Below are 17,020 nucleotides of genomic sequence, written 5' to 3'. Positions count from 1 at the left end.
GGACCCATAGTGCTAGACGCGTAAACGCTTGTAAACAAAACACCTCCAGAAGGAGGTGTATCAAGAAGGTAGCTCATCACAAGCCAAGAATGGTAGGAAATTGGCTGATTCCGAGACATACAACAATAACAATGATCATGGCTGTAATCGATGCCTGGTAGCTTAGAGCACCTAGCTGAAATGGTAACTCTGGCAATGCACGAAAAGCATCGAGTGTTTTACGAATGCTGTCGCCATAAAACGAAAGCGCTGATACCTCATGATAGAAGGTATTGAGCTGGTCTTCGCTTGCTTCGACGTCTTCATTTGCAAATGCTACCAAACCCTGGTGTAAATATTGAGCAGTAGCCGCATTAATTCGCGCAAGCGCACTATCAGCGACATCACGCAACCGCTTATTCGCGTATTCATAACTATTTTTCAGCTTATCAAAGCGCGAAGGATCGCATTCGCGCCACTCACGAAAAAAGCTCTCCAAAGCCTTGCAAACCATGTTTACAGCTTCGATAAACTCATCGTCATGATACTTTAGCTCATCAAGAGCTTCTGTCGGCAAATCGTTTCGGTTTGGGTCTGCAAAGAGCGTAAGCTCAGCAGAAAAAAGCGCCACCTGTTTTTGTCTCAACTGTTTTACCAAATCCAAGAAGGTAAAGAATCTTGGATCGATCATCGGATCATTTTGTAGACTTGCGCTCACCATACCCTCCAATGTTCAAGACAAAACCGACTATACAGATAAATGCCCCAAATACGCAAATACCCCACCAAATGGCGGGGTTGCAGTAGGTCGGGACGCCAATGGCATCCGCTAGTCTTCTTCATCTTCGTCAGCTCCTTCGGCAAGCCTGTTGAGCTCGCGAAGGTCTTCGTTGTACTGCGCAAGCGCAGCACCGGCAGCGCTCTGGGCAAGCTGGGCTCGTAGGCTCAGCTCTTCAGATGGCTGTGGCTCTTGATGGATACCCATGTTAACGGTCTTCCATAAGACTTACATCTCCTTCACTTCTCCAGAACCAATTTCACTGATCATTTTTACCTCCTTTGTTTTTTTGAGACAAAAAACAGCACTTCTAAAGTGCCACTTTTTGGAGAAAACGTCAATCGATTAAAACATCGTAAACGGAGCCACCATCATGAGAACGGTAATAAAGGCAACAAAGCCTGCAAAGATTTTCATAGCGAGGCGGCGACGGTTTTGAAGATTTTTTGTATTCATAGGCATTGTGTATAAAACTATTTTACCCTCTACGTAACACTTTGATAAAGGTATCCGGCGGAATCTCTACCGAGCCTTTACTATGTTCAAGCATGCGCTTTTTACCCTTCTTTTGTTTTTCAAGCAATTTCATTTTACGTGTAACGTCACCGCCATATAAATATCCCGTCACATCTTTACGATAAGGCGCGATGCGTTCTGAGGCAATAATCTTTGCGCCAATGCAGGCTTGAAGTTTAATCGCAAATTGCGCACGTGGTAATTCTTCTTTTAATACTTCAACAATTTCTTTGCCTCGACGATAGGCTTCACTCTCGTGAAGAAGTGTCGCGAGTGCTTCTGACGGTTCTTCAGCAACATGAATATCAAGACGAACAATTTCTGAAGGGCGATATTCTTTGAACTCATAGTTCATTGAAGCGTAGCCCGCTGTAACGCCTTTAAGCTTGTCGTGAAAATCTACAATCACCGAAGCAAGAGGCATTTCATAGGAAAGCAAAGCGCGAGTCACATCGAGATATTGGGTATTCATATAAATACCGCGTCGATCTTGAACAAGCGACATCACATTGCCGATATAGTCTTTTGGACAAAGAATATCGACTTTGACCCAAGGTTCACGCGTTTCTGCAATACGAGAACGGTCTAAAAATTCTGCTGGCGATTTTACGAGGATTTCTGTTCCGTCTGTTCTTGTAACCTCGTAACCTACCGATGGCGTGGTGATCACAACATCCATATTAAACTCACGTGACAAGCGCTCTTGCACAATCTCGAGATGCAACATTCCAAGCATACCCGCACGAAAACCAAAGCCAAGCGCTTTTGAATGTTCTGGTTCAAAGACTAGCGCTGCATCATTGAGCTTGAGCTTTAACATCGCATCACGCAAACGCTCATATTCATTACCTTCTTCTGGAAAGATACCCGCGTACACCATTGGATGGACTTCTTTATACCCAGGCAATGGTTCGGCGCCAGATTTTGGAGTAGTGATCGTATCACCAACACGCACATAGCCGATCTCTTTAAGACCTGTAACAAGATAGCCGATATCCCCCGCCTCCATGATGCCAGAGATGGTTTTTTCGGGCTTCATATAACCAAGTTCAAGCGCTTCGCCATCACCGTCAGTGGCGATAAAATGTACCTTGTCTGTTTTCTTGAGTACTCCATCAACGCAACGTACAAAAGCAACGACACCTTGATAGTCGTCGTATTTAGAATCAAAGATCACGGCACGAAAAGGCTTGTCACGATCTCCTTTTGGTGACGGAACCTGTCTAATCACTTCTTCGAGAATGGTTGGGACGCCTTCGCCTGTTTTGCCCGAAGCGGTAAGAATTTCTTCACGCTTGCAACCAATAAGTTGCATGAGCTCATTAGAACGTTTCTCAACATCAGCATTTGGTAAATCAATTTTGTTGAGCACAGGAATAATCACGAGATCTTGCTCGAGAGCGAGATAAAGATTCGCAATAGTTTGTGCTTGCACGCCCTGTGTTGCATCAACAAGAAGAATCGCGCCTTCAACAGCCGCAAGTGAGCGAGAAACTTCATAAGTAAAATCTACGTGACCTGGAGTATCAATAAGATTGAGCTCATATTCAACACCGTCTTTTGCTGTATAACGCATGCGCGCCGGCTGTAATTTGATGGTGATACCGCGTTCTCGCTCAATATCCATGGTATCAAGAGCCTGGTCCTTCATCTTACGTTTTTCGATGGTACCGGTAACCTCAAGGAGTCGATCCGAGAGGGTCGACTTGCCGTGATCAATATGCGCAATAATACAAAAATTGCGAATTCTAGACTGTTCCATTTGATGCGGATCCTACGTGATAAAGCAAAAAACGTCCACACGAGGGCAGACGTTTCATAAGATGCTGATGTTTTTTCATCGATAAGCCTTTTGGCGCAAGAGCTCATTAAATTCAGGGTCTTTTTGTAGATTGAATTCAATAGAGACAAGCCAATGAAAAAACCGATTAAAAGCTATACCTTTGCTAAGCGAAGGTTCAAGCGAAGGATAAAGCTCGAGGCCATATTTGCTTGGGATTTGAATACCTACACGGTAGGGACCCGCATCTGTTTTTCCAGACGAGCTCTTTGGGTAAAGCTTAATGAGCGAAATATAACGCTCATTTACTTGGCAAAGGTGGAGAATGTTGACGAAATCCTCATACGTCCAAGCCTCGCTTATCTGCACGCAAGGCCAGGTAACGATGCCTCTCACACCAACGATACGATCTACAACTCTGCACGCTTTGCAGATACGTCTTGCTTTGCCGTCTTTATCACTAAAAGGCTCCCATTCATGCTGTTTTAGCCAGATACGCTTATCCATGAGTCACCTCCGAAAGATGTAAAAGGGTGCTTACTTTTATAACAAAATACCTTCTTCGTCAAGGTTCTTGGTTGTGACACGTTTCCAAAGCCTGCGTTTGATGGTTTCGATAAGTCCAGCAAGCTCTTCTGATTTAACAAGGCTTGCAACAATCAAAAAGGCTAATCCACCGGCGAGTAGGGTCCCTCCCGCTTGTAATGCGAGCTGCCAAACCGTACGCAAAGGAAAGACCGTACCTAAATACTCACGTACCGGAAACCCTGCAACACAAAATGCGATGGTTGCCACTGTCGTTTTATAAGCTGACACAAATGAATCACCCTTTGCATAATGACCAAAGGTGCGTCGCAAAAGAAACGCATGGATGGCAAGTTGTAACCACGAACCTACAGCGATAGCTATCGCGATACCCGTCACGCCGAGAGAGTCTCTAAAAGACCAGGCGGTTAAAACGATAAAGAGCTCTCCAAAAAGACTCACGAAAAATGGTAACCAGGTATTTTGCATCGAGTAAAACGCTCTCGTAAATAACGGAATGAGTGCTTGAGCGACCAATGCAAAAGCAAGATAACCAAGAATATCTGCTGTAAGAATAGTATCCGTCCAATCAAATCTCCCCTGTCCTAAAATGAGACGCACAATTTGAGCGCGTAGAAAAAAGAAGATGGCCAGTTGACGGCAATAAGTAAAAAGATTTGTCGTGTAGCTGATGAAAAGGTTTGACGAAATTGCTGAAAATCTTCTTTTGCATAAGATTTTGAAAGCAACGGGAATGCTGCCATCGCCAATGACAATCCAAAAACACCCAGAGGAAAGCTTTGTAAGTTTGTCGCAAATTGCAAAGCACTCACCGAACCTGTTCCCGTAAATGCCGCGAGCGAAAGGAGCGCCGTTAGACTAAATTGCGAAACACCAAGACCCAAAATACGCGGACCCATCAAACGCAAAATCTGCTTTAGCCCTATAGCATGCCCACGAAAGCGCTCGATCCCAACAAAACCCATCGAGTAAATGGTACCTAGCTGAATAATCGCATGAGCAAGTGCACCAGCGATTACTCCCCAAGCCACCGCCTGAATACCAAAACGATTGCCAAAAAATACCGCCGCTACAATAATCCCCACATTGTAAAGCATCGGCGCTAGTGCAAAAGCGATATAGCGTTTTGTTACCTGAAGTACACCACCCGCAACCGAGGATAATCCAAGCAAGAACGGTGACAATGCCATGACTCTCGTTAAAAAGATCAATCGTAACATCTGCTCACCCTTAAAGGCAGGAAACACGAGCGGCAGAACAAAAGGAGCACTAAAATAAATACCCACCGCCGCTATCAACAAAAGCACACCAACAATAACGAGTAGTTGCGAAACAAGTTTCTTTGCCTGCTCTTTGCCATTTTTTTCTATCGTCTCAGAAAAGACCGGGATAAAACCCGCAGATAATGCACCAATGATGAGCAAGGTATAAACCGTATCCGGCAATCGAAAAGCAGCATAATAGACGTCGAGGTCATACCCCGCACCAAACGTCGAGGCAAGCACACGATCACGAACAACACCCAAGATACGTGAGCCAGCTGACGAAACACCAATAATAATAGCCGCTGCCGTAAGTCCACCCGATTCTTTGTTCCACAATTTCTTTATCCACTGGATCATAGCGGCATTCTATCAGGCAAATGGATCAATCGGTAGATCTACCTTTGCATACACAATTCCATCATCCTTTAAAACCGTTTCTACCTTAGCGAGAAAGCTCCCTGGAGGCGCTTGCCCTACTAATGCCTCACCCGTAAGTGCATTAAACTCAGCAAAATGCCACTCACAGCGAAAACGATCATCACCACATGATTGCAATGGTCCACCCATATGCGTACACGTATTTCGATACGCAAAATCTGATCACCTTTACGAATAGCAATCCCTTTGCACCAGGATAAAGCGACAGTGTTTTTGTTTCTCCCTGTTTCCATGAGCTCAGCGCGCCGAGCGGGATAAGTCGTGACATAGCTATTTTTTCTTCGTATCCAAAAATGCGAGAATTTATAATCAAACAATGGCTTGCGCACAGGTCCTTTACATCGCATGTAGAGCTCTGTTATCACATAGCGATAAGCCGTGGTCCAATGACCATCTTTTTCTAAACGACGAACCGATACGAGAACAGGGCCTGCATCAAGCACTCCAAAACAATAGCCGTGCTTGGCGAGACGCTGCACAAATTCCATATCTTCCGCAAAGATCACCGTCTCATCAAAGCCTTTACTTACTTCAAAAGCCTCACGTTTCACAAAAATACAACTCCCCGGAGCATGAGGAACAAAAGGTGCCGTTGCGCGCGTAAAAAATTTATAGACATGATGATACACACGATTCATCAACGTATGAGAACGTGGTTTTAAATCGCATGTTGCTATATCAAGTTGTTGTTGTTCTAATTCACGAAGACAGTCCTCCAACCATTCATCTGACGAAGGTCGTGCATCAGCGTCCATAAATAAGATCCATTCACCCGTTGCCACGGCAGCACCACGATTGCGTCCCGGACCAGGCATACCACCATCAACCACGCGCGCACCTAAAGAAAGCGCTATCTCGCGTGTACGGTCCGTCGAAAACGCATCTGCAACAATACATTCGCAATCTGAAAAGATCGTTTGTTGTTTTAACGAAATAAGCTGCTCTGGTAATTTTGCTCCTCATTTTTGACAGGGATTACGATGCTTAATTTCATACGTTGTGATTAAGAATAGCATAACTAGCGATGGCTGCCGCTATGGTTACATTCATGGATTCTTTAACGCCATGCATTGGAATCTGAATGAGATGATCACAACGTTCAATCAAAGACGGCGGAATACCCGTTGTTTCTGTCCCGAGTAAAAGCGCGATTTTGTCTGGTGGTGCATACGAACGTATGTCTACCGATTCTGCACCAAGCTCTAATCCCACCAAGGTAAAACCTTCGTTCTCGAGCTGCTTTAGTACGAGCTCAATATCTTCGTGCTTTTCGAAGGCAACGGCATTCTCTGCGCCTAATGCCGTCTTTGAATTTTTGGATCAGGCGGTGCCGGCGTATAGCCAGTAAGCCAAATCTTGTGAACACCAAGCGCATCCGCTGTTCTAAACAGGGCACCGATATTTTCGCAGGATCGAATATCGTGAGCGATAAGATGGAGTTCTCGCATGAGCCGGAGCCTAGCGGATTTGTATTATATTGACAATATCTGAAGATTTTGCTATATTCTCGGCAGTTCCGTGACCAACTGATCGGAGCAGAAAGGCAGCTATGGACGAACGAGTCCATTTTTCTCAAGGTATCAGTAATTCCTTCGATCAAGGAGTGCGTGATGCCGCAAACGGCCTGCCGATGCAGGACACCCTCAACAGAGACTACGCTCGGGGCTACGGGCGCTCTCTGTTCTACAGCAAGTCGGAGATGAAGCGAGCGGGTCAAGCGCCTGCCATCTGTCTCCTCTGAATCTCGTGTGCGTCTAGCCGTTCCATCTCGACACACACTCTCCGCCCCACCTCTTTCGTCCGAGAGGTGGGGATTTTAATTAGTAATAGCATCAATAACCTGCTTCCTGAATTTCTGAACTCTGGCAATCGTCTCTGTATCATTTTTGTACATTTCTTGGAGATCACTACCGTTAGCCCAATTGTTAAATGTTTCTTGAAGCCCAGCTCCTGAACCATCTAACTTAGATGCAAAAGCCAATTTATCTGAAAAATATTTCTTCAAATTCCTTGTAGACGAGTCAATCAAATCCTTTCTTGGTACAGGCGAATACTTATAATCGTATAATTGACGACCAAATCTTTCTAATTGGTTAATTAGATCGAAGTTTATCATCTCTAGAGCTTTTGTTTTCATTTTATTAACGACTTCTTCTTTTTGCTCTTCCGAAAAACCCAAAGTACCCACTTGCTGCAATCTCCTATCATACATTGATTCACTCGAATCCATGAAATTTTCAATACGAGACATCACAGCATCACGCTTGGCCTGAGCGAAATCCTCTTCCGTGAGCGGTTCCGCGCCTATTAACTGTCGTGTTTTATTGAGTTGATCAAGACCACTTTTTTGAGGAAATGGGTTTCCGTCTTTATCGAAAAACTGATTAAGTACATCGTCTAATGCAGTATCGGATGTTTTCTCAGCGATAAAGACTGCTTTTGCCTCTGGAGAACTTTCTTTTATGATTTTCAAGAATTTTTCATTATCGGCTTCGGTGGTATATTCGCCTTTAGTAGTTCTATTATAAGCACTGCTCAGTTGAACTAATTCAATATTTAGTTTTACTGTTTTTGCTTCTTCTAAAGCCTTATCATCTTCTGAGGCATTAGTCTCTACTGGTGTCTCTATGGACTCAACTTCTTCTGTTGCCACATCCTCACTAACCTCAGGTGGATTCTGTATCGCTTCAAGACGACTGCGCCCAGCCTCTGCTGCCTTGATCATACTCGATCTTAGCGCAGTCACATCTTCTTGCGTATATTCTAAGTTGCTATCAGCGCCTTTAAGCAAACCAACGAGAGAAGCATCTGGCAATGTTTTTAGCGATTCAATAAATGCACCAAATTTTGCAGAGACGTTTTCATCTCCTGCTACAGATTTAAGAGACTCATCAGTAAACCGTTCTCCAAAAGTATCGAGAGCTTTATTCACCGCCGGCTGATTTGGACTTTGTTCTACCGCGGCCTCAGGAGCTATTGCTGGCGACTCCTCGGCTATAACTGAATCAACTGGAGCTTCTGTAGATCCCTCTACAGAAACAGCTTCTGCTTTAGGAGTTTCGGAGGAAGTAGTATCAACCGACTTCTCGGCTTGCGATTCTGCTGGCGTTGTCTGCTCAACTAACTTAGCTTGAGCAGCCTTTACCTCGGCAAGCTTAGCCTCATACGCAGCCATAGCGCCCTGTGCTTCAGCCTGCAATTTACTTAATTCTGCGGCTGCGTCAGGTGGAAGATCTGCCGAATCAATACCTTGCAACTCATTCAAAGTAGTTCCTGTAGCTTTAAACGAACTTTCTGCAGTTTGAATTTGTTTTTCCTCTGCACTCTCAAACGCTGGTGCTGGCAATTGTTCTGGCGCATTACCACCGCGCTCCGTTGATCCTGACATAGAAGACATTTTTGTTAGTGTATTATATAATCATAAAAAGTATAACCTAGCCACAATAATCATACAATAATATGGATTTAAGCAGCAGCGCACAACAAGACGAGTTATTGCTAGACTTAAAAACAAAGATCGCCGAGCTTATGAGCATCAAATCTACACTCGATGAAACGAGAAAAAAGTGCCACGAACTTTTGCAAAAGTCTGATGGACTTATCGAAGAGAAACATCTCGCCGAGCTAAGAGGTCAGCTAGACGATCTAACCAAAGGTTAAGGCTTGCTTTTATTGCTAATACATGGCCAAATGTAGGCATGAAATTCGGCGACCGCCTGCAAGGCACTATCGAAGATGTCGACGATAAAGGACGTGGACGCTATACCGTAAAACGACCTGGCACACCGGACAAATCCGTTGTGATTCCTTTTGCATTTCCTGCAGATGAAGTTGATGCTGCGTTTATTAAACGTGACAAAGGTAACTGGATCGGAAAAATCGAGACCATTACAAAACCTTCAGCCGATCGAGTTGAGGCTCCTTGCGCTCATGCTGGTACCTGTGGCGGATGCCTCTGGCAACAACTTTCGTACGATGCTCAATTACGTTTAAAGCACAGCATGGTAAACAAAGCACTTGAAAAAGCAGGCCATACTGAACGCGTTAATACCATCACCCCTTCACAAGACACGTTGTATTTTCGTAATCGCATGGATTATGCGATTGGCTGGAAAAACGAAATTGGTCTTAAAGAATACGGTTCGTGGAATCGCTACATCGATATCAATGAGTGCTTATTGCTAGACAAAGAGTCACCAAAAATTCTCCAAGCAGTACGTAACTTAATGAAAGAACTCCATCTCAAACCTTGGGATGCAAAGCATGAAACGGGCGACATGCGCTATGTTGTAATTCGTCTTGGAAAAAACACTAACGAACGTTTAGTCATGCTTGTCGTCAAAGATCTCACCACGATCTCTGCAGAACAAAGAGAAAAAGATTAAAGATGCGCTCGCTCCACTTGCGACATCTGTATTGCTTGGCGAAAATCCACTCGTCACCGATCTTTCTTATGTTGCGACGATAGAGGCGCTGCATGGCCAACCCTTTCACTTTGAAGCGATTAACGATCTTCGATATAAGATCCATCCAAATTCGTTTTTTCAAACAAATACGGCGATGGCTGGAGTACTTCAGAATGCCGTTATCCATCACATAGACCAGGTAAAACCAAAACGTGTCCTCGATCTCTATTGTGGACTTGGCTTCTTTGCGATTGCTCTCGCAAAAAAAAGCATCTCTGCCTACGGACACGAGATCGATGCAGCAGCTATTGAGCTTGCAAAAGAAAATGCCATCCTAAATAACGTAAGTGAACTCACGGATTTTGGAGCAGGTCCCGTAGAAGACTTTGACTGGAGTCATGAGCAGCCAGAATGTGTCATTCTTGATCCTCCTCGAGCGGGACTGCATCCTCGTGCATTAAACATGGTTCTTGAGCAAAAGCCCCAACATATTGTTTACGTTTCTTGCAATTATCATCGACTCATGGGAGAACTTACCAAGTTCAAAGAAGTCTACGAGATCGAAAAGATCGTTGCCTTTGATTTGTTTCCGCATACTCCTCACGTTGAACTGGTCGTAAAGCTAAAAAAGAAGTAAAATACATCTATGAAATCAGGATTTGTGGTACTCGCCGGACGCTCCAATGTGGGTAAGTCCTCCCTTTTAAACGCGCTTATACATAGCAAGGTCGCTATTGTGACGCCTAAACCACAAACGACACGTCGTCCTGTGCGCGGCGTTTTACACGATCAACGTGGTCAAATCGTGTTTGTTGATACCCCAGGTATTTTTCTTGGTAAAAAAGACACGCTTTCAAAAAAGCTTAACGCGTCCGTACAAGAACACCTCGAAGGCATCGACGTGCTCCTTTATGTCGTTGATCCAACTCGCGAACCTGGCGAAGAAGAAGAAAACATCCAACGACTCGTACGCAAAGCCGCTGTGCCCGTTATCTTGATCGTAAACAAATCCGATCTTGCTCCAGAAGATCGACCTTTTTACGATCAAATGCGGACCATTGATGTTGGCCAAGAAGCAACCGTAGAACTATCTGCGCTAAAACATAAAGACCTCAATACCCTTATTGATCTTATCTTTGATCTTTTGCCAGAAGGCGTCCCCTACTATCCAGAAATGCAAATGACGGATATGAGCCACAAAGATTGGCTCCAAGAACTCATTCGAGAAAAAACGTTCCTCCGGCTAGAAAAAGAACTCCCCTACTCTGTACACGTAGAAGTTACTGACATTGATACCAACGAACGTGGTCAAAAAGTGATTGAAGCAACGATTTGGACAACAGAAGAGCGCTACAAAAAAATGATTATCGGTAGTGGCGCAAAAATGATTAAGCAAATCGGCATTGATGCACGCAAAGAACTCGAAGGTGCCACCAACGAAAAAGTCCATCTCGCGCTCCATGTAGACGTTGATGAAAAATGGCCGACGAAATTTCAAATGTAATTCATCGTATGGGAGAACGCGCACCTTTGGGCAGTAGCAACGCATATACAAAACGAGCCGAAGAAAGAAGCGGCGCGTTTCGTATTGATACCGTAAAAAATATTGAGCATATCCCGGGAGTCGAACATCTTATTGCTTATCTTGAACCTACGGGAAATGAGGCTTTTACTGTTGGTACTTACGTTGAAGACGGCAAAATAAGAACCGCTGAAGAAATCCGTAAACACGCTCAATCTCTGCGTCAACGCGTGGGTCAAGCACCTTTGCAAGAAAGCATCACGCTATCCTTACCAAAAAATATATATCCCTCAGCAAAAGAACAAACAGCTGGCAGACCATTAGAGATCTTTAATCATAATATTTGGGCATGGGAACCTACGCTTCTTGATGATCTAGAACGCGCAAAACAAAAACAAGATCCGTCAGCGATAAGCGAGCTACGTGCCCTGATTCGCTCTGGTAGCTGGAGCTCTCATGGACGTGCCAGTGAAAGAGAATGTCTAGAACTAGCAAAAAAATGGCACAACACATTAGAAAAACAGCCCGCAGATACCCAGCTTGAGTTTACCGCCATCATGAACCCAGATCTTGAACAGGTTGAGTCACTGGTTGCCTTGCTTTCATCAAAAACCCCACAATGTGGACCCTTGGCAGAAAACGCTGCCGAATTCTTAGAAGAAAAACTCCGCGAAGCCTGGCTTCATTTTAATGCACTCTACCGTGATACTGAGTCAGCCTTTAAACGCGAAGCGCGTACTTACCGAGACCATTTTAAACAGTACCCCCTAGAATGGCCGCATAGTATATTTCATATTGATATTCCTACATCCGTAAACGGACCGGACAGCGATCATACGTATGACTTTACAGAATTGCATGATGCACAACAACGAATTATCGAGCTAAGAACATTGCGCGATCAAGTATATTTTCATGTGCTCAATCCAAATCTCTGTTCGTTTATAAAGGCCTAAAGTAAATACCTCCTGATCAAATATCAGGAGGTATTAGTTACCACTACTTACTACTAGCGCTTAATCGTGATGTCAGTGATCTCGTAACCAAAGAATTTATCCAAGAACGCGTCCGTACCAGAAGCAATATCTGCAACACCACTCTTAAGCGGACTAAGACTTGCTTTTAAGATCAAAGGATTTTGTGCATTGTTTAAAACAATGATTTCACCAAACCAGTTTTTTGCCTTAATAACAGAGACGACTTTTTCTTCACCATTTACACGGATCGTATAGTCTGAGGTTGTTTCTTCTGCTTCGAGCAACGTAAGATCTCGTTTAGCACCCTCGCTATCAGCTTGCTGTCGTAGTGCCTTGTATGCATCTTTTACATCATCAATGCCTTGCGCTGCTTTTTGCGCTGACTCATCAAATACACCAAAGTTTAAGACGGTATGGCGCGTTCGTGAAAGCTCTTGAAAAGCATCGTTAGATAACCAAAGACCTGATTTTTCTCCTACTAAATCTAATGGTTCCGTTGACCAATAATTTGGAAAGAAGGCGCCATGTGATGCATCCAGTGAAATATTCTTTACCGTACCCGTTGTGACAATGTCTTCAAATTCTGGTCTAGGCGGCAAACCTGTTGCCTTACCGTCTTTCATCGCTGCCTCGTACTCATTACGAGCCTTGATTGAGTCTGCTTTCTCACGAACGGCTTTTAAGCTCCAATCGAGATTTGCTGCATGACCAGGAGCAAAACGTGTAATCGTCACTTCTCTTTCTCCGTCTTTAAATGACGCGAGATTACCAAGAAATCCTCCTACACCCATAAATGTTTGGCGGATCGTAAAACTATCACCAGGGATAAACTCAACGGCTTTTGCTGCCTCTACTGTTTCAGTCAGTGTTGGCTTATCTTGCTTTTGTTGCAAAAAACTAGGCGCTTTATCACAACCAAGACCGAGCAGTGCTAAAGAGCACGCAATAGCGCCAAGCGACGCAATTTTTGAACCGTTTTTCATATTCATCGCACAAAATGATCGTGCATTTGCATACACCTGTCAAACATTGACAAAATGATATTTTAATGCTAATTCGTATACCAAGGAGGCCTGGGATGCATGCCAAACAATCGCTACTAAATACTGTACTTTGCTTACGAGAAGCGAAGAAACTAGAAGCTAGCTATACAAGGCTATTGCAACTAGAAAAAACACAATCTCTCGTTAAAAGCGAATCGCCCGCTGAAGAACACCTGCGTTGCGAATCAGTCAAAATAGCACTTTTTGAGTATATTGCTTCTCTGTACGTTCTTTATTGTGAGTATGATATTGATGTCGTTGCAGGCACTATCCTGATACAGGATATCCTATACGATCAAGAAAAACCGATTTCATCACTTTTACTTATACCTATTAGCTGTTCGCCAGGTGGCCTGATCTATGACATGCTAGCAAGCAAGCAATTGCGCATGTCAAAACAACTAGCTACTTTCGAAACAGACGCGCAAAAACTACTGCTTTCTGATGAGCGACAAGCCGCCATATACTCAGGCATTAAACAGGTGCTCGCCATGAACTAAATTCAGCAAACAAAAAAGGAGACGAACTCGTCTCCTTTTGTCTTTGTTTTACGCTGCCTTTGCTAGCGGCTCGGTTGCTAATGCTTCGTCAATAGCGGTTTTATTCCAGCCAACGATCACTTGACCGTTAATCACGATAACCGGAACACCCATTTGACCTGAGAGTTTAACCATCTCTTGTGCTTTAGCAGAATCTGCTGATACATCGACGTTTTCAAACTCGACACCTTTATCTTTGAGGTGATCTTTTGCGAGTTTGCAGTAAGGGCAAGTTGGAGTGGAGTAGATAGTAACCATAAATGTGCAATTATTCTAATACTATCATTATAGCACACTTATTATCTCTCACTTATAAACCCTGTAGATATCTCGTGATTAAACGCACACCAAAGCCTGTTGCGCCATACGTCTGATCAGGACGTGACTCACGATCCGTCCATGCAGGCCCTGCAATATCAAGATGCGCCCACGGCGTCTTTCCAACAAAACGCTTTAAGAAAAGTCCACCGGCGATTGCACCAGCTTGACCCTTTGCTCCAACATTTTTTATATTCGCGATTTTAGACTTTACGTGATCGGCATATTTTTCAGGCAAGGGTAACTCCCAAATATCTTCTCCCGATAGCACTGAAGCTTTTTTCAAGCGTTCGATAAGTCGTGCGTCGGTACCCATAACACCAGCGATCTCCTCTCCTAAGGCGACAATACAAGCGCCCGTTAAGGTAGCGAGATCAACAATGGCTTGCGGTTCTTGCTCGCGTGCATATAAAAGGGCGTCTGCTAATACAACACGACCTTCTGCATCCGTATTTTGTATATCTATGGTTGTTCCATCCATTGCTGTTACCACATCCCCTGGTCGATAAGCTTGTGCTGAAATCGCATTTTCGACAGCAATAAAAATACCATGAACTTCGACATCAATATTAAGCGAAGGGAGTATCTGAAAAACCCCGAGAACCGCAGCAGCACCTGCCATATCCATTTTCATTGTTACCATGCCGTCGCTAGGTTTAAGTGATAATCCTCCCGTATCAAAGGTAACAGCCTTGCCAACAATAGCGATTCGCTTTTTTGCTTTCTTTTTTGGTTTATAAACCAAATGAACGACAGCGGGCTTATGTACCGAACCTCGAGCAACGGCAAGAGCAGCCCCCATCCCCTTCTTCTCCATTTCTTTTTGATCAAGAATAGTGAGCGAGAGTCGAGCTGATGCATCAGCCATTTTTTGAGCTACTTCTACAAGTTTTTGAGGTGTCATCTCATGCGCAATCGTATTAACAAGATCCCGTGATAAATGCACACCATCAAAAAGCGCTTTTGCCTCTAAGGCACCTTTTTCTATCGCCTTTATATTTGTTGAGCCATGAGCAATCCATAGTAGCTCTTGCACAGCTTTTTCTGCAGCTTTTTGTTTTGCCTCTTTTTGATAAGCATGAAACGTATAGGTTGCTCCATACCAACCCTCCATTAAATCACCGCTCGTTTCTTTGGCGCTAAAACGCTGCAATAAAGGCTCACTCACCAAGGAAACCTGCTTCGCATTGAGCTCTTTTGCTTTTTTATAGATCGCACCACCAATAAGTCGCAGATCGTCATTTGTTATAAGTTTACGATCACCAAGCCCGACTAGAAGCACTTGATGAGTAGCAAGCTTACCAAAACAAGGAACCACGACCATTTCGCGCTTATTACCTTCAAAACGAATATGCTCTAACCAATCATTGAGATGTCCATCCCAGAGTTTTTGCAGCTCTTGTAATTCGGGTTGCTGTTTTAACCCTTTCCAGACGGGCAAAATAAGAAGATCCGAGGTAATGTTCTCTAACGTTGCTGAGCGGACACGTAATTGCATAGATAGAGACCTTAGAAACAGGTAAGAAAAAAGGCAAGTCACACCGTAGTGCGCTTGCCTCTACTATTTAATGTGCAAAGATCCCTGGAAGGGACTGTTGCAATAGGTTTGCCAAATCTCTTGGCAAGATATCATCAATTGGCACCTCTTCAAATGCGCCAAGTTCGTCTGGCCAATGTGTCATTAATGCAAGAATAACATCTTTGCGCTCAATGATAGCCGGCATTCCTTGACGACGGCACAAAGCCATAAGCTCAGCATTTGGATTAAATGCAAGCGGAAATTCAACAACGGAGAGCATACGCTCATCGGCCCTTGCATCACCTACGGCAATCGCTCCTCGAATACACTCCCCTATGCGTTCAAAACCGTGTTTTGACGCAATACCCTGGCAAACCAGACCCTTGCTATGGTACGGGGAGGCTGCTCGCTCAAAACCGCCTCTGATACGGCCATCATCAACCTCAAATTCGGTTGCATAGACTTCATCAAAACCAAGGGCTTGAGCGTATGGTTCAACAACACAAAGCGGCGAACCACTGATAGCAATCAGCAACGGTCGTGGTTGAAGTATTTTTAGAGCTTCAAGCAACGCATGCGTAAACTTATATGGACGTTCCAGCCCTTGTGTGGCGACATACTTGCTTGCGGTAATCACATCAGATAACAACACTCCCTCAAGTCCATTGTTGATAGACTTGATAAGTTCATTGTTTACTTCATCGTAAGTACCTTTTCTGGCACGCCACATACTGAAGGCGTTTTCGAGACCTTGATAATGAACAGGATCTATCTTTTCTTTTATGTGTAGATATTCCATCAACACCGCGGAAAAATTATCTCGGTATAGGGTGCCGTCAATATCAAAAAAGGCGACCACGACCTGCGTATTCGTTTGATGATCAGTCACGAACCACCTCCTTTAGGTGAAATGAGCTCGTTCATCTGTAGCCTTTTAAGGGCGTTTTGTCAATGAAGGAAAGGGTACAAGCGCTAATAAAAACATCACGACCGTAGCAATACCCGAACCCAAACACCAAACACAAAAAGCACCAATCACCTCAGCCTGAATATAAAAAAGCCATCCAGATTCAACAACCCCAACCACGGTACCGAGCAAGATAATCTCATCGAGATAAAAACGATCATGCTTATCCCAACTAATGCGCAACATCGCTAAAACAATCATCCCAATATAAAATACCATTCCTAAAAGTGGGCGCGGAATCACACCCCATACCCAAGCATATTCGGATAAGCGCACAACATCGCAGCCGGATCCAAGTCCGCATGCCACCGAAGCACCCGAGAGATACTTCACTAGCAAATAAGAAGAGATGCCCAAACCAATAAGGCTTGTGATCATAAAAAGCGCGGTCTTCCATTGTGGCCAAGCGAGTTTAAGTCTTGTCATA

General features: G+C 44.1%; 21 protein-coding genes and 1 pseudogene. 6 read left to right on the top strand and 16 right to left on the bottom strand.

All coding sequences use genetic code 11. The features are described 5' to 3' along the window. Positions 1 to 76: 76 nt before the first annotated feature. From H6759_01715 to H6759_01665, 11 genes and pseudogenes are all read right to left on the bottom strand, one after another. The gene (locus tag H6759_01715; protein USN52767.1) at positions 77 to 700 is read right to left on the bottom strand and encodes a hypothetical protein; all 624 of its coding nucleotides are present in this window, start codon (positions 698 to 700) and stop codon (positions 77 to 79) included. Between the two features lie 108 nt (positions 701 to 808). Next, the gene (locus tag H6759_01710) at positions 809 to 964 is read right to left on the bottom strand and encodes a hypothetical protein (protein ID USN52766.1); all 156 of its coding nucleotides are present in this window, start codon (positions 962 to 964) and stop codon (positions 809 to 811) included. A 271-nt stretch (positions 965 to 1,235) separates the two neighbouring features. After that, positions 1,236 to 3,035: an elongation factor 4 gene (gene lepA, locus H6759_01705; protein ID USN52765.1), complete on the bottom strand. Its 1,800-nt coding sequence runs from the start codon at positions 3,033 to 3,035 to the stop codon at positions 1,236 to 1,238. Positions 3,036 to 3,110: 75 nt separating this feature from the next. Then, positions 3,111 to 3,560 carry a hypothetical protein gene (locus tag H6759_01700; protein ID USN52764.1) on the bottom strand — a complete coding sequence of 150 codons (450 nt, stop codon included), beginning with the start codon at positions 3,558 to 3,560 and terminating at the stop codon, positions 3,111 to 3,113. A 36-nt stretch (positions 3,561 to 3,596) separates the two neighbouring features. After that, a complete protein-coding gene (locus H6759_01695; GenBank protein ID USN52763.1) occupies positions 3,597 to 4,199 on the bottom strand; it encodes a hypothetical protein in 603 nt (200 codons plus the stop codon). Further along, complete coding sequence (locus H6759_01690; protein USN52762.1) at positions 4,184 to 5,221, bottom strand: hypothetical protein; 1,038 nt, start codon at positions 5,219 to 5,221, stop codon at positions 4,184 to 4,186. The genes H6759_01695 and H6759_01690 overlap by 16 nt, the downstream gene beginning before the upstream one ends. Positions 5,222 to 5,233: 12 nt before the next feature. After that, positions 5,234 to 5,431 (bottom strand): hypothetical protein, encoded by a 198-nt coding sequence (locus tag H6759_01685; protein USN52761.1) that lies wholly within the window; start codon positions 5,429 to 5,431, stop codon positions 5,234 to 5,236. After that, positions 5,341 to 6,237, bottom strand: a complete 897-nt coding sequence (locus H6759_01680; protein ID USN53026.1) for a glycosyltransferase — start codon at positions 6,235 to 6,237, stop codon at positions 5,341 to 5,343. Before H6759_01680 ends, H6759_01685 begins: the two co-directional genes overlap by 91 nt. Positions 6,238 to 6,292: 55 nt before the next feature. Next, positions 6,293 to 6,613 (bottom strand): annotated as a pseudogene (locus H6759_01675) (TrmH family RNA methyltransferase). Then, positions 6,598 to 6,750: a hypothetical protein gene (locus tag H6759_01670; protein ID USN52760.1), complete on the bottom strand. Its 153-nt coding sequence runs from the start codon at positions 6,748 to 6,750 to the stop codon at positions 6,598 to 6,600. Before H6759_01670 ends, H6759_01675 begins: the two are co-directional and overlap by 16 nt. A gap of 368 nt (positions 6,751 to 7,118) precedes the next feature. Continuing rightward, positions 7,119 to 8,690 (bottom strand): hypothetical protein, encoded by a 1,572-nt coding sequence (locus H6759_01665; protein ID USN52759.1) that lies wholly within the window; start codon positions 8,688 to 8,690, stop codon positions 7,119 to 7,121. A gap of 71 nt (positions 8,691 to 8,761) precedes the next feature. Here H6759_01665 and H6759_01660 point away from each other — a divergent pair, with 71 nt between their 5' ends. Genes H6759_01660 through H6759_01640 form a run of 5 tightly spaced genes read left to right on the top strand, consistent with a single transcriptional unit; the run spans position 8,762 to position 12,186 of the window. After that, positions 8,762 to 8,962 (top strand): hypothetical protein, encoded by a 201-nt coding sequence (locus H6759_01660; GenBank protein ID USN52758.1) that lies wholly within the window; start codon positions 8,762 to 8,764, stop codon positions 8,960 to 8,962. A 38-nt stretch (positions 8,963 to 9,000) separates the two neighbouring features. Continuing rightward, positions 9,001 to 9,687 (top strand): class I SAM-dependent RNA methyltransferase, encoded by a 687-nt coding sequence (locus H6759_01655; protein USN52757.1) that lies wholly within the window; start codon positions 9,001 to 9,003, stop codon positions 9,685 to 9,687. Continuing rightward, the gene (locus H6759_01650; protein USN52756.1) at positions 9,635 to 10,345 is read left to right on the top strand and encodes a class I SAM-dependent RNA methyltransferase; all 711 of its coding nucleotides are present in this window, start codon (positions 9,635 to 9,637) and stop codon (positions 10,343 to 10,345) included. Before H6759_01655 ends, H6759_01650 begins: the two co-directional genes overlap by 53 nt. Positions 10,346 to 10,354: 9 nt before the next feature. Then, a complete protein-coding gene (era, locus tag H6759_01645; protein USN52755.1) occupies positions 10,355 to 11,212 on the top strand; it encodes a GTPase Era in 858 nt (285 codons plus the stop codon). Beyond that, positions 11,188 to 12,186: a hypothetical protein gene (locus tag H6759_01640; GenBank protein USN52754.1), complete on the top strand. Its 999-nt coding sequence runs from the start codon at positions 11,188 to 11,190 to the stop codon at positions 12,184 to 12,186. The genes era and H6759_01640 overlap by 25 nt, the downstream gene beginning before the upstream one ends. Positions 12,187 to 12,239: 53 nt before the next feature. On the opposite strand, the gene H6759_01635 is transcribed toward H6759_01640, so the two are convergent. Continuing rightward, complete coding sequence (locus H6759_01635; protein USN52753.1) at positions 12,240 to 13,196, bottom strand: hypothetical protein; 957 nt, start codon at positions 13,194 to 13,196, stop codon at positions 12,240 to 12,242. Positions 13,197 to 13,285: 89 nt separating this feature from the next. Between H6759_01635 and H6759_01630 the strand changes: the two genes are divergently transcribed. Beyond that, positions 13,286 to 13,750: a hypothetical protein gene (locus tag H6759_01630; protein USN52752.1), complete on the top strand. Its 465-nt coding sequence runs from the start codon at positions 13,286 to 13,288 to the stop codon at positions 13,748 to 13,750. A gap of 48 nt (positions 13,751 to 13,798) precedes the next feature. Here the strand turns inward: H6759_01630 and H6759_01625 are convergent, their stop codons facing one another. The 4 genes from H6759_01625 to H6759_01610 all read right to left on the bottom strand — a co-directional run bounded on the left by H6759_01625 (position 13,799) and on the right by H6759_01610 (position 17,019). Beyond that, positions 13,799 to 14,047 (bottom strand): glutathione S-transferase N-terminal domain-containing protein, encoded by a 249-nt coding sequence (locus H6759_01625; protein USN52751.1) that lies wholly within the window; start codon positions 14,045 to 14,047, stop codon positions 13,799 to 13,801. 52 nt (positions 14,048 to 14,099) lie between these two features. Next, positions 14,100 to 15,605 carry a leucyl aminopeptidase gene (locus tag H6759_01620; protein ID USN52750.1) on the bottom strand — a complete coding sequence of 502 codons (1,506 nt, stop codon included), beginning with the start codon at positions 15,603 to 15,605 and terminating at the stop codon, positions 14,100 to 14,102. A gap of 67 nt (positions 15,606 to 15,672) precedes the next feature. Next, positions 15,673 to 16,515, bottom strand: a complete 843-nt coding sequence (locus H6759_01615; GenBank protein USN52749.1) for an HAD-IB family phosphatase — start codon at positions 16,513 to 16,515, stop codon at positions 15,673 to 15,675. 45 nt (positions 16,516 to 16,560) lie between these two features. Next, complete coding sequence (locus tag H6759_01610) at positions 16,561 to 17,019, bottom strand: vitamin K epoxide reductase family protein (protein ID USN52748.1); 459 nt, start codon at positions 17,017 to 17,019, stop codon at positions 16,561 to 16,563. Between the last annotated feature and the right edge of the window lies 1 nt (position 17,020).

It is taken from the genome of Candidatus Nomurabacteria bacterium (assembly GCA_023898425.1).
Taxonomy (GTDB): Bacteria; Patescibacteriota; Patescibacteriia; order 2-12-FULL-60-25; family 2-12-FULL-60-25; genus HK-STAS-PATE-2.
This window is presented reverse-complemented; position numbering and strand designations above follow the sequence as displayed.

Bases quoted from the DNA above. Each gene is read 5' to 3' on its own strand.
- H6759_01620 (USN52750.1), bottom strand. From the start codon at position 15,605: ATGCAATTACGTGTCCGCTCAGCAACGTTAGAGAACATTACCTCGGAT.
- H6759_01715 (USN52767.1), bottom strand. From the start codon at position 700: ATGGTGAGCGCAAGTCTACAAAATGATCCGATGATCGATCCAAGATTC.
- H6759_01685 (USN52761.1), bottom strand. From the start codon at position 5,431: ATGGGTGGACCATTGCAATCATGTGGTGATGATCGTTTTCGCTGTGAG.
- H6759_01660 (USN52758.1), top strand. From the start codon at position 8,762: ATGGATTTAAGCAGCAGCGCACAACAAGACGAGTTATTGCTAGACTTA.
- H6759_01635 (USN52753.1), bottom strand. From the start codon at position 13,196: ATGAATATGAAAAACGGTTCAAAAATTGCGTCGCTTGGCGCTATTGCG.
- lepA (USN52765.1), bottom strand. From the start codon at position 3,035: ATGGAACAGTCTAGAATTCGCAATTTTTGTATTATTGCGCATATTGAT.
- H6759_01690 (USN52762.1), bottom strand. From the start codon at position 5,221: ATGATCCAGTGGATAAAGAAATTGTGGAACAAAGAATCGGGTGGACTT.
- era (USN52755.1), top strand. From the start codon at position 10,355: ATGAAATCAGGATTTGTGGTACTCGCCGGACGCTCCAATGTGGGTAAG.
- H6759_01710 (USN52766.1), bottom strand. From the start codon at position 964: ATGGGTATCCATCAAGAGCCACAGCCATCTGAAGAGCTGAGCCTACGA.
- H6759_01655 (USN52757.1), top strand. From the start codon at position 9,001: ATGAAATTCGGCGACCGCCTGCAAGGCACTATCGAAGATGTCGACGAT.
- H6759_01665 (USN52759.1), bottom strand. From the start codon at position 8,690: ATGTCAGGATCAACGGAGCGCGGTGGTAATGCGCCAGAACAATTGCCA.
- H6759_01630 (USN52752.1), top strand. From the start codon at position 13,286: ATGCATGCCAAACAATCGCTACTAAATACTGTACTTTGCTTACGAGAA.
- H6759_01640 (USN52754.1), top strand. From the start codon at position 11,188: ATGGCCGACGAAATTTCAAATGTAATTCATCGTATGGGAGAACGCGCA.
- H6759_01625 (USN52751.1), bottom strand. From the start codon at position 14,047: ATGGTTACTATCTACTCCACTCCAACTTGCCCTTACTGCAAACTCGCA.
- H6759_01610 (USN52748.1), bottom strand. From the start codon at position 17,019: ATGACAAGACTTAAACTCGCTTGGCCACAATGGAAGACCGCGCTTTTT.
- H6759_01670 (USN52760.1), bottom strand. From the start codon at position 6,750: ATGCGAGAACTCCATCTTATCGCTCACGATATTCGATCCTGCGAAAAT.
- H6759_01700 (USN52764.1), bottom strand. From the start codon at position 3,560: ATGGATAAGCGTATCTGGCTAAAACAGCATGAATGGGAGCCTTTTAGT.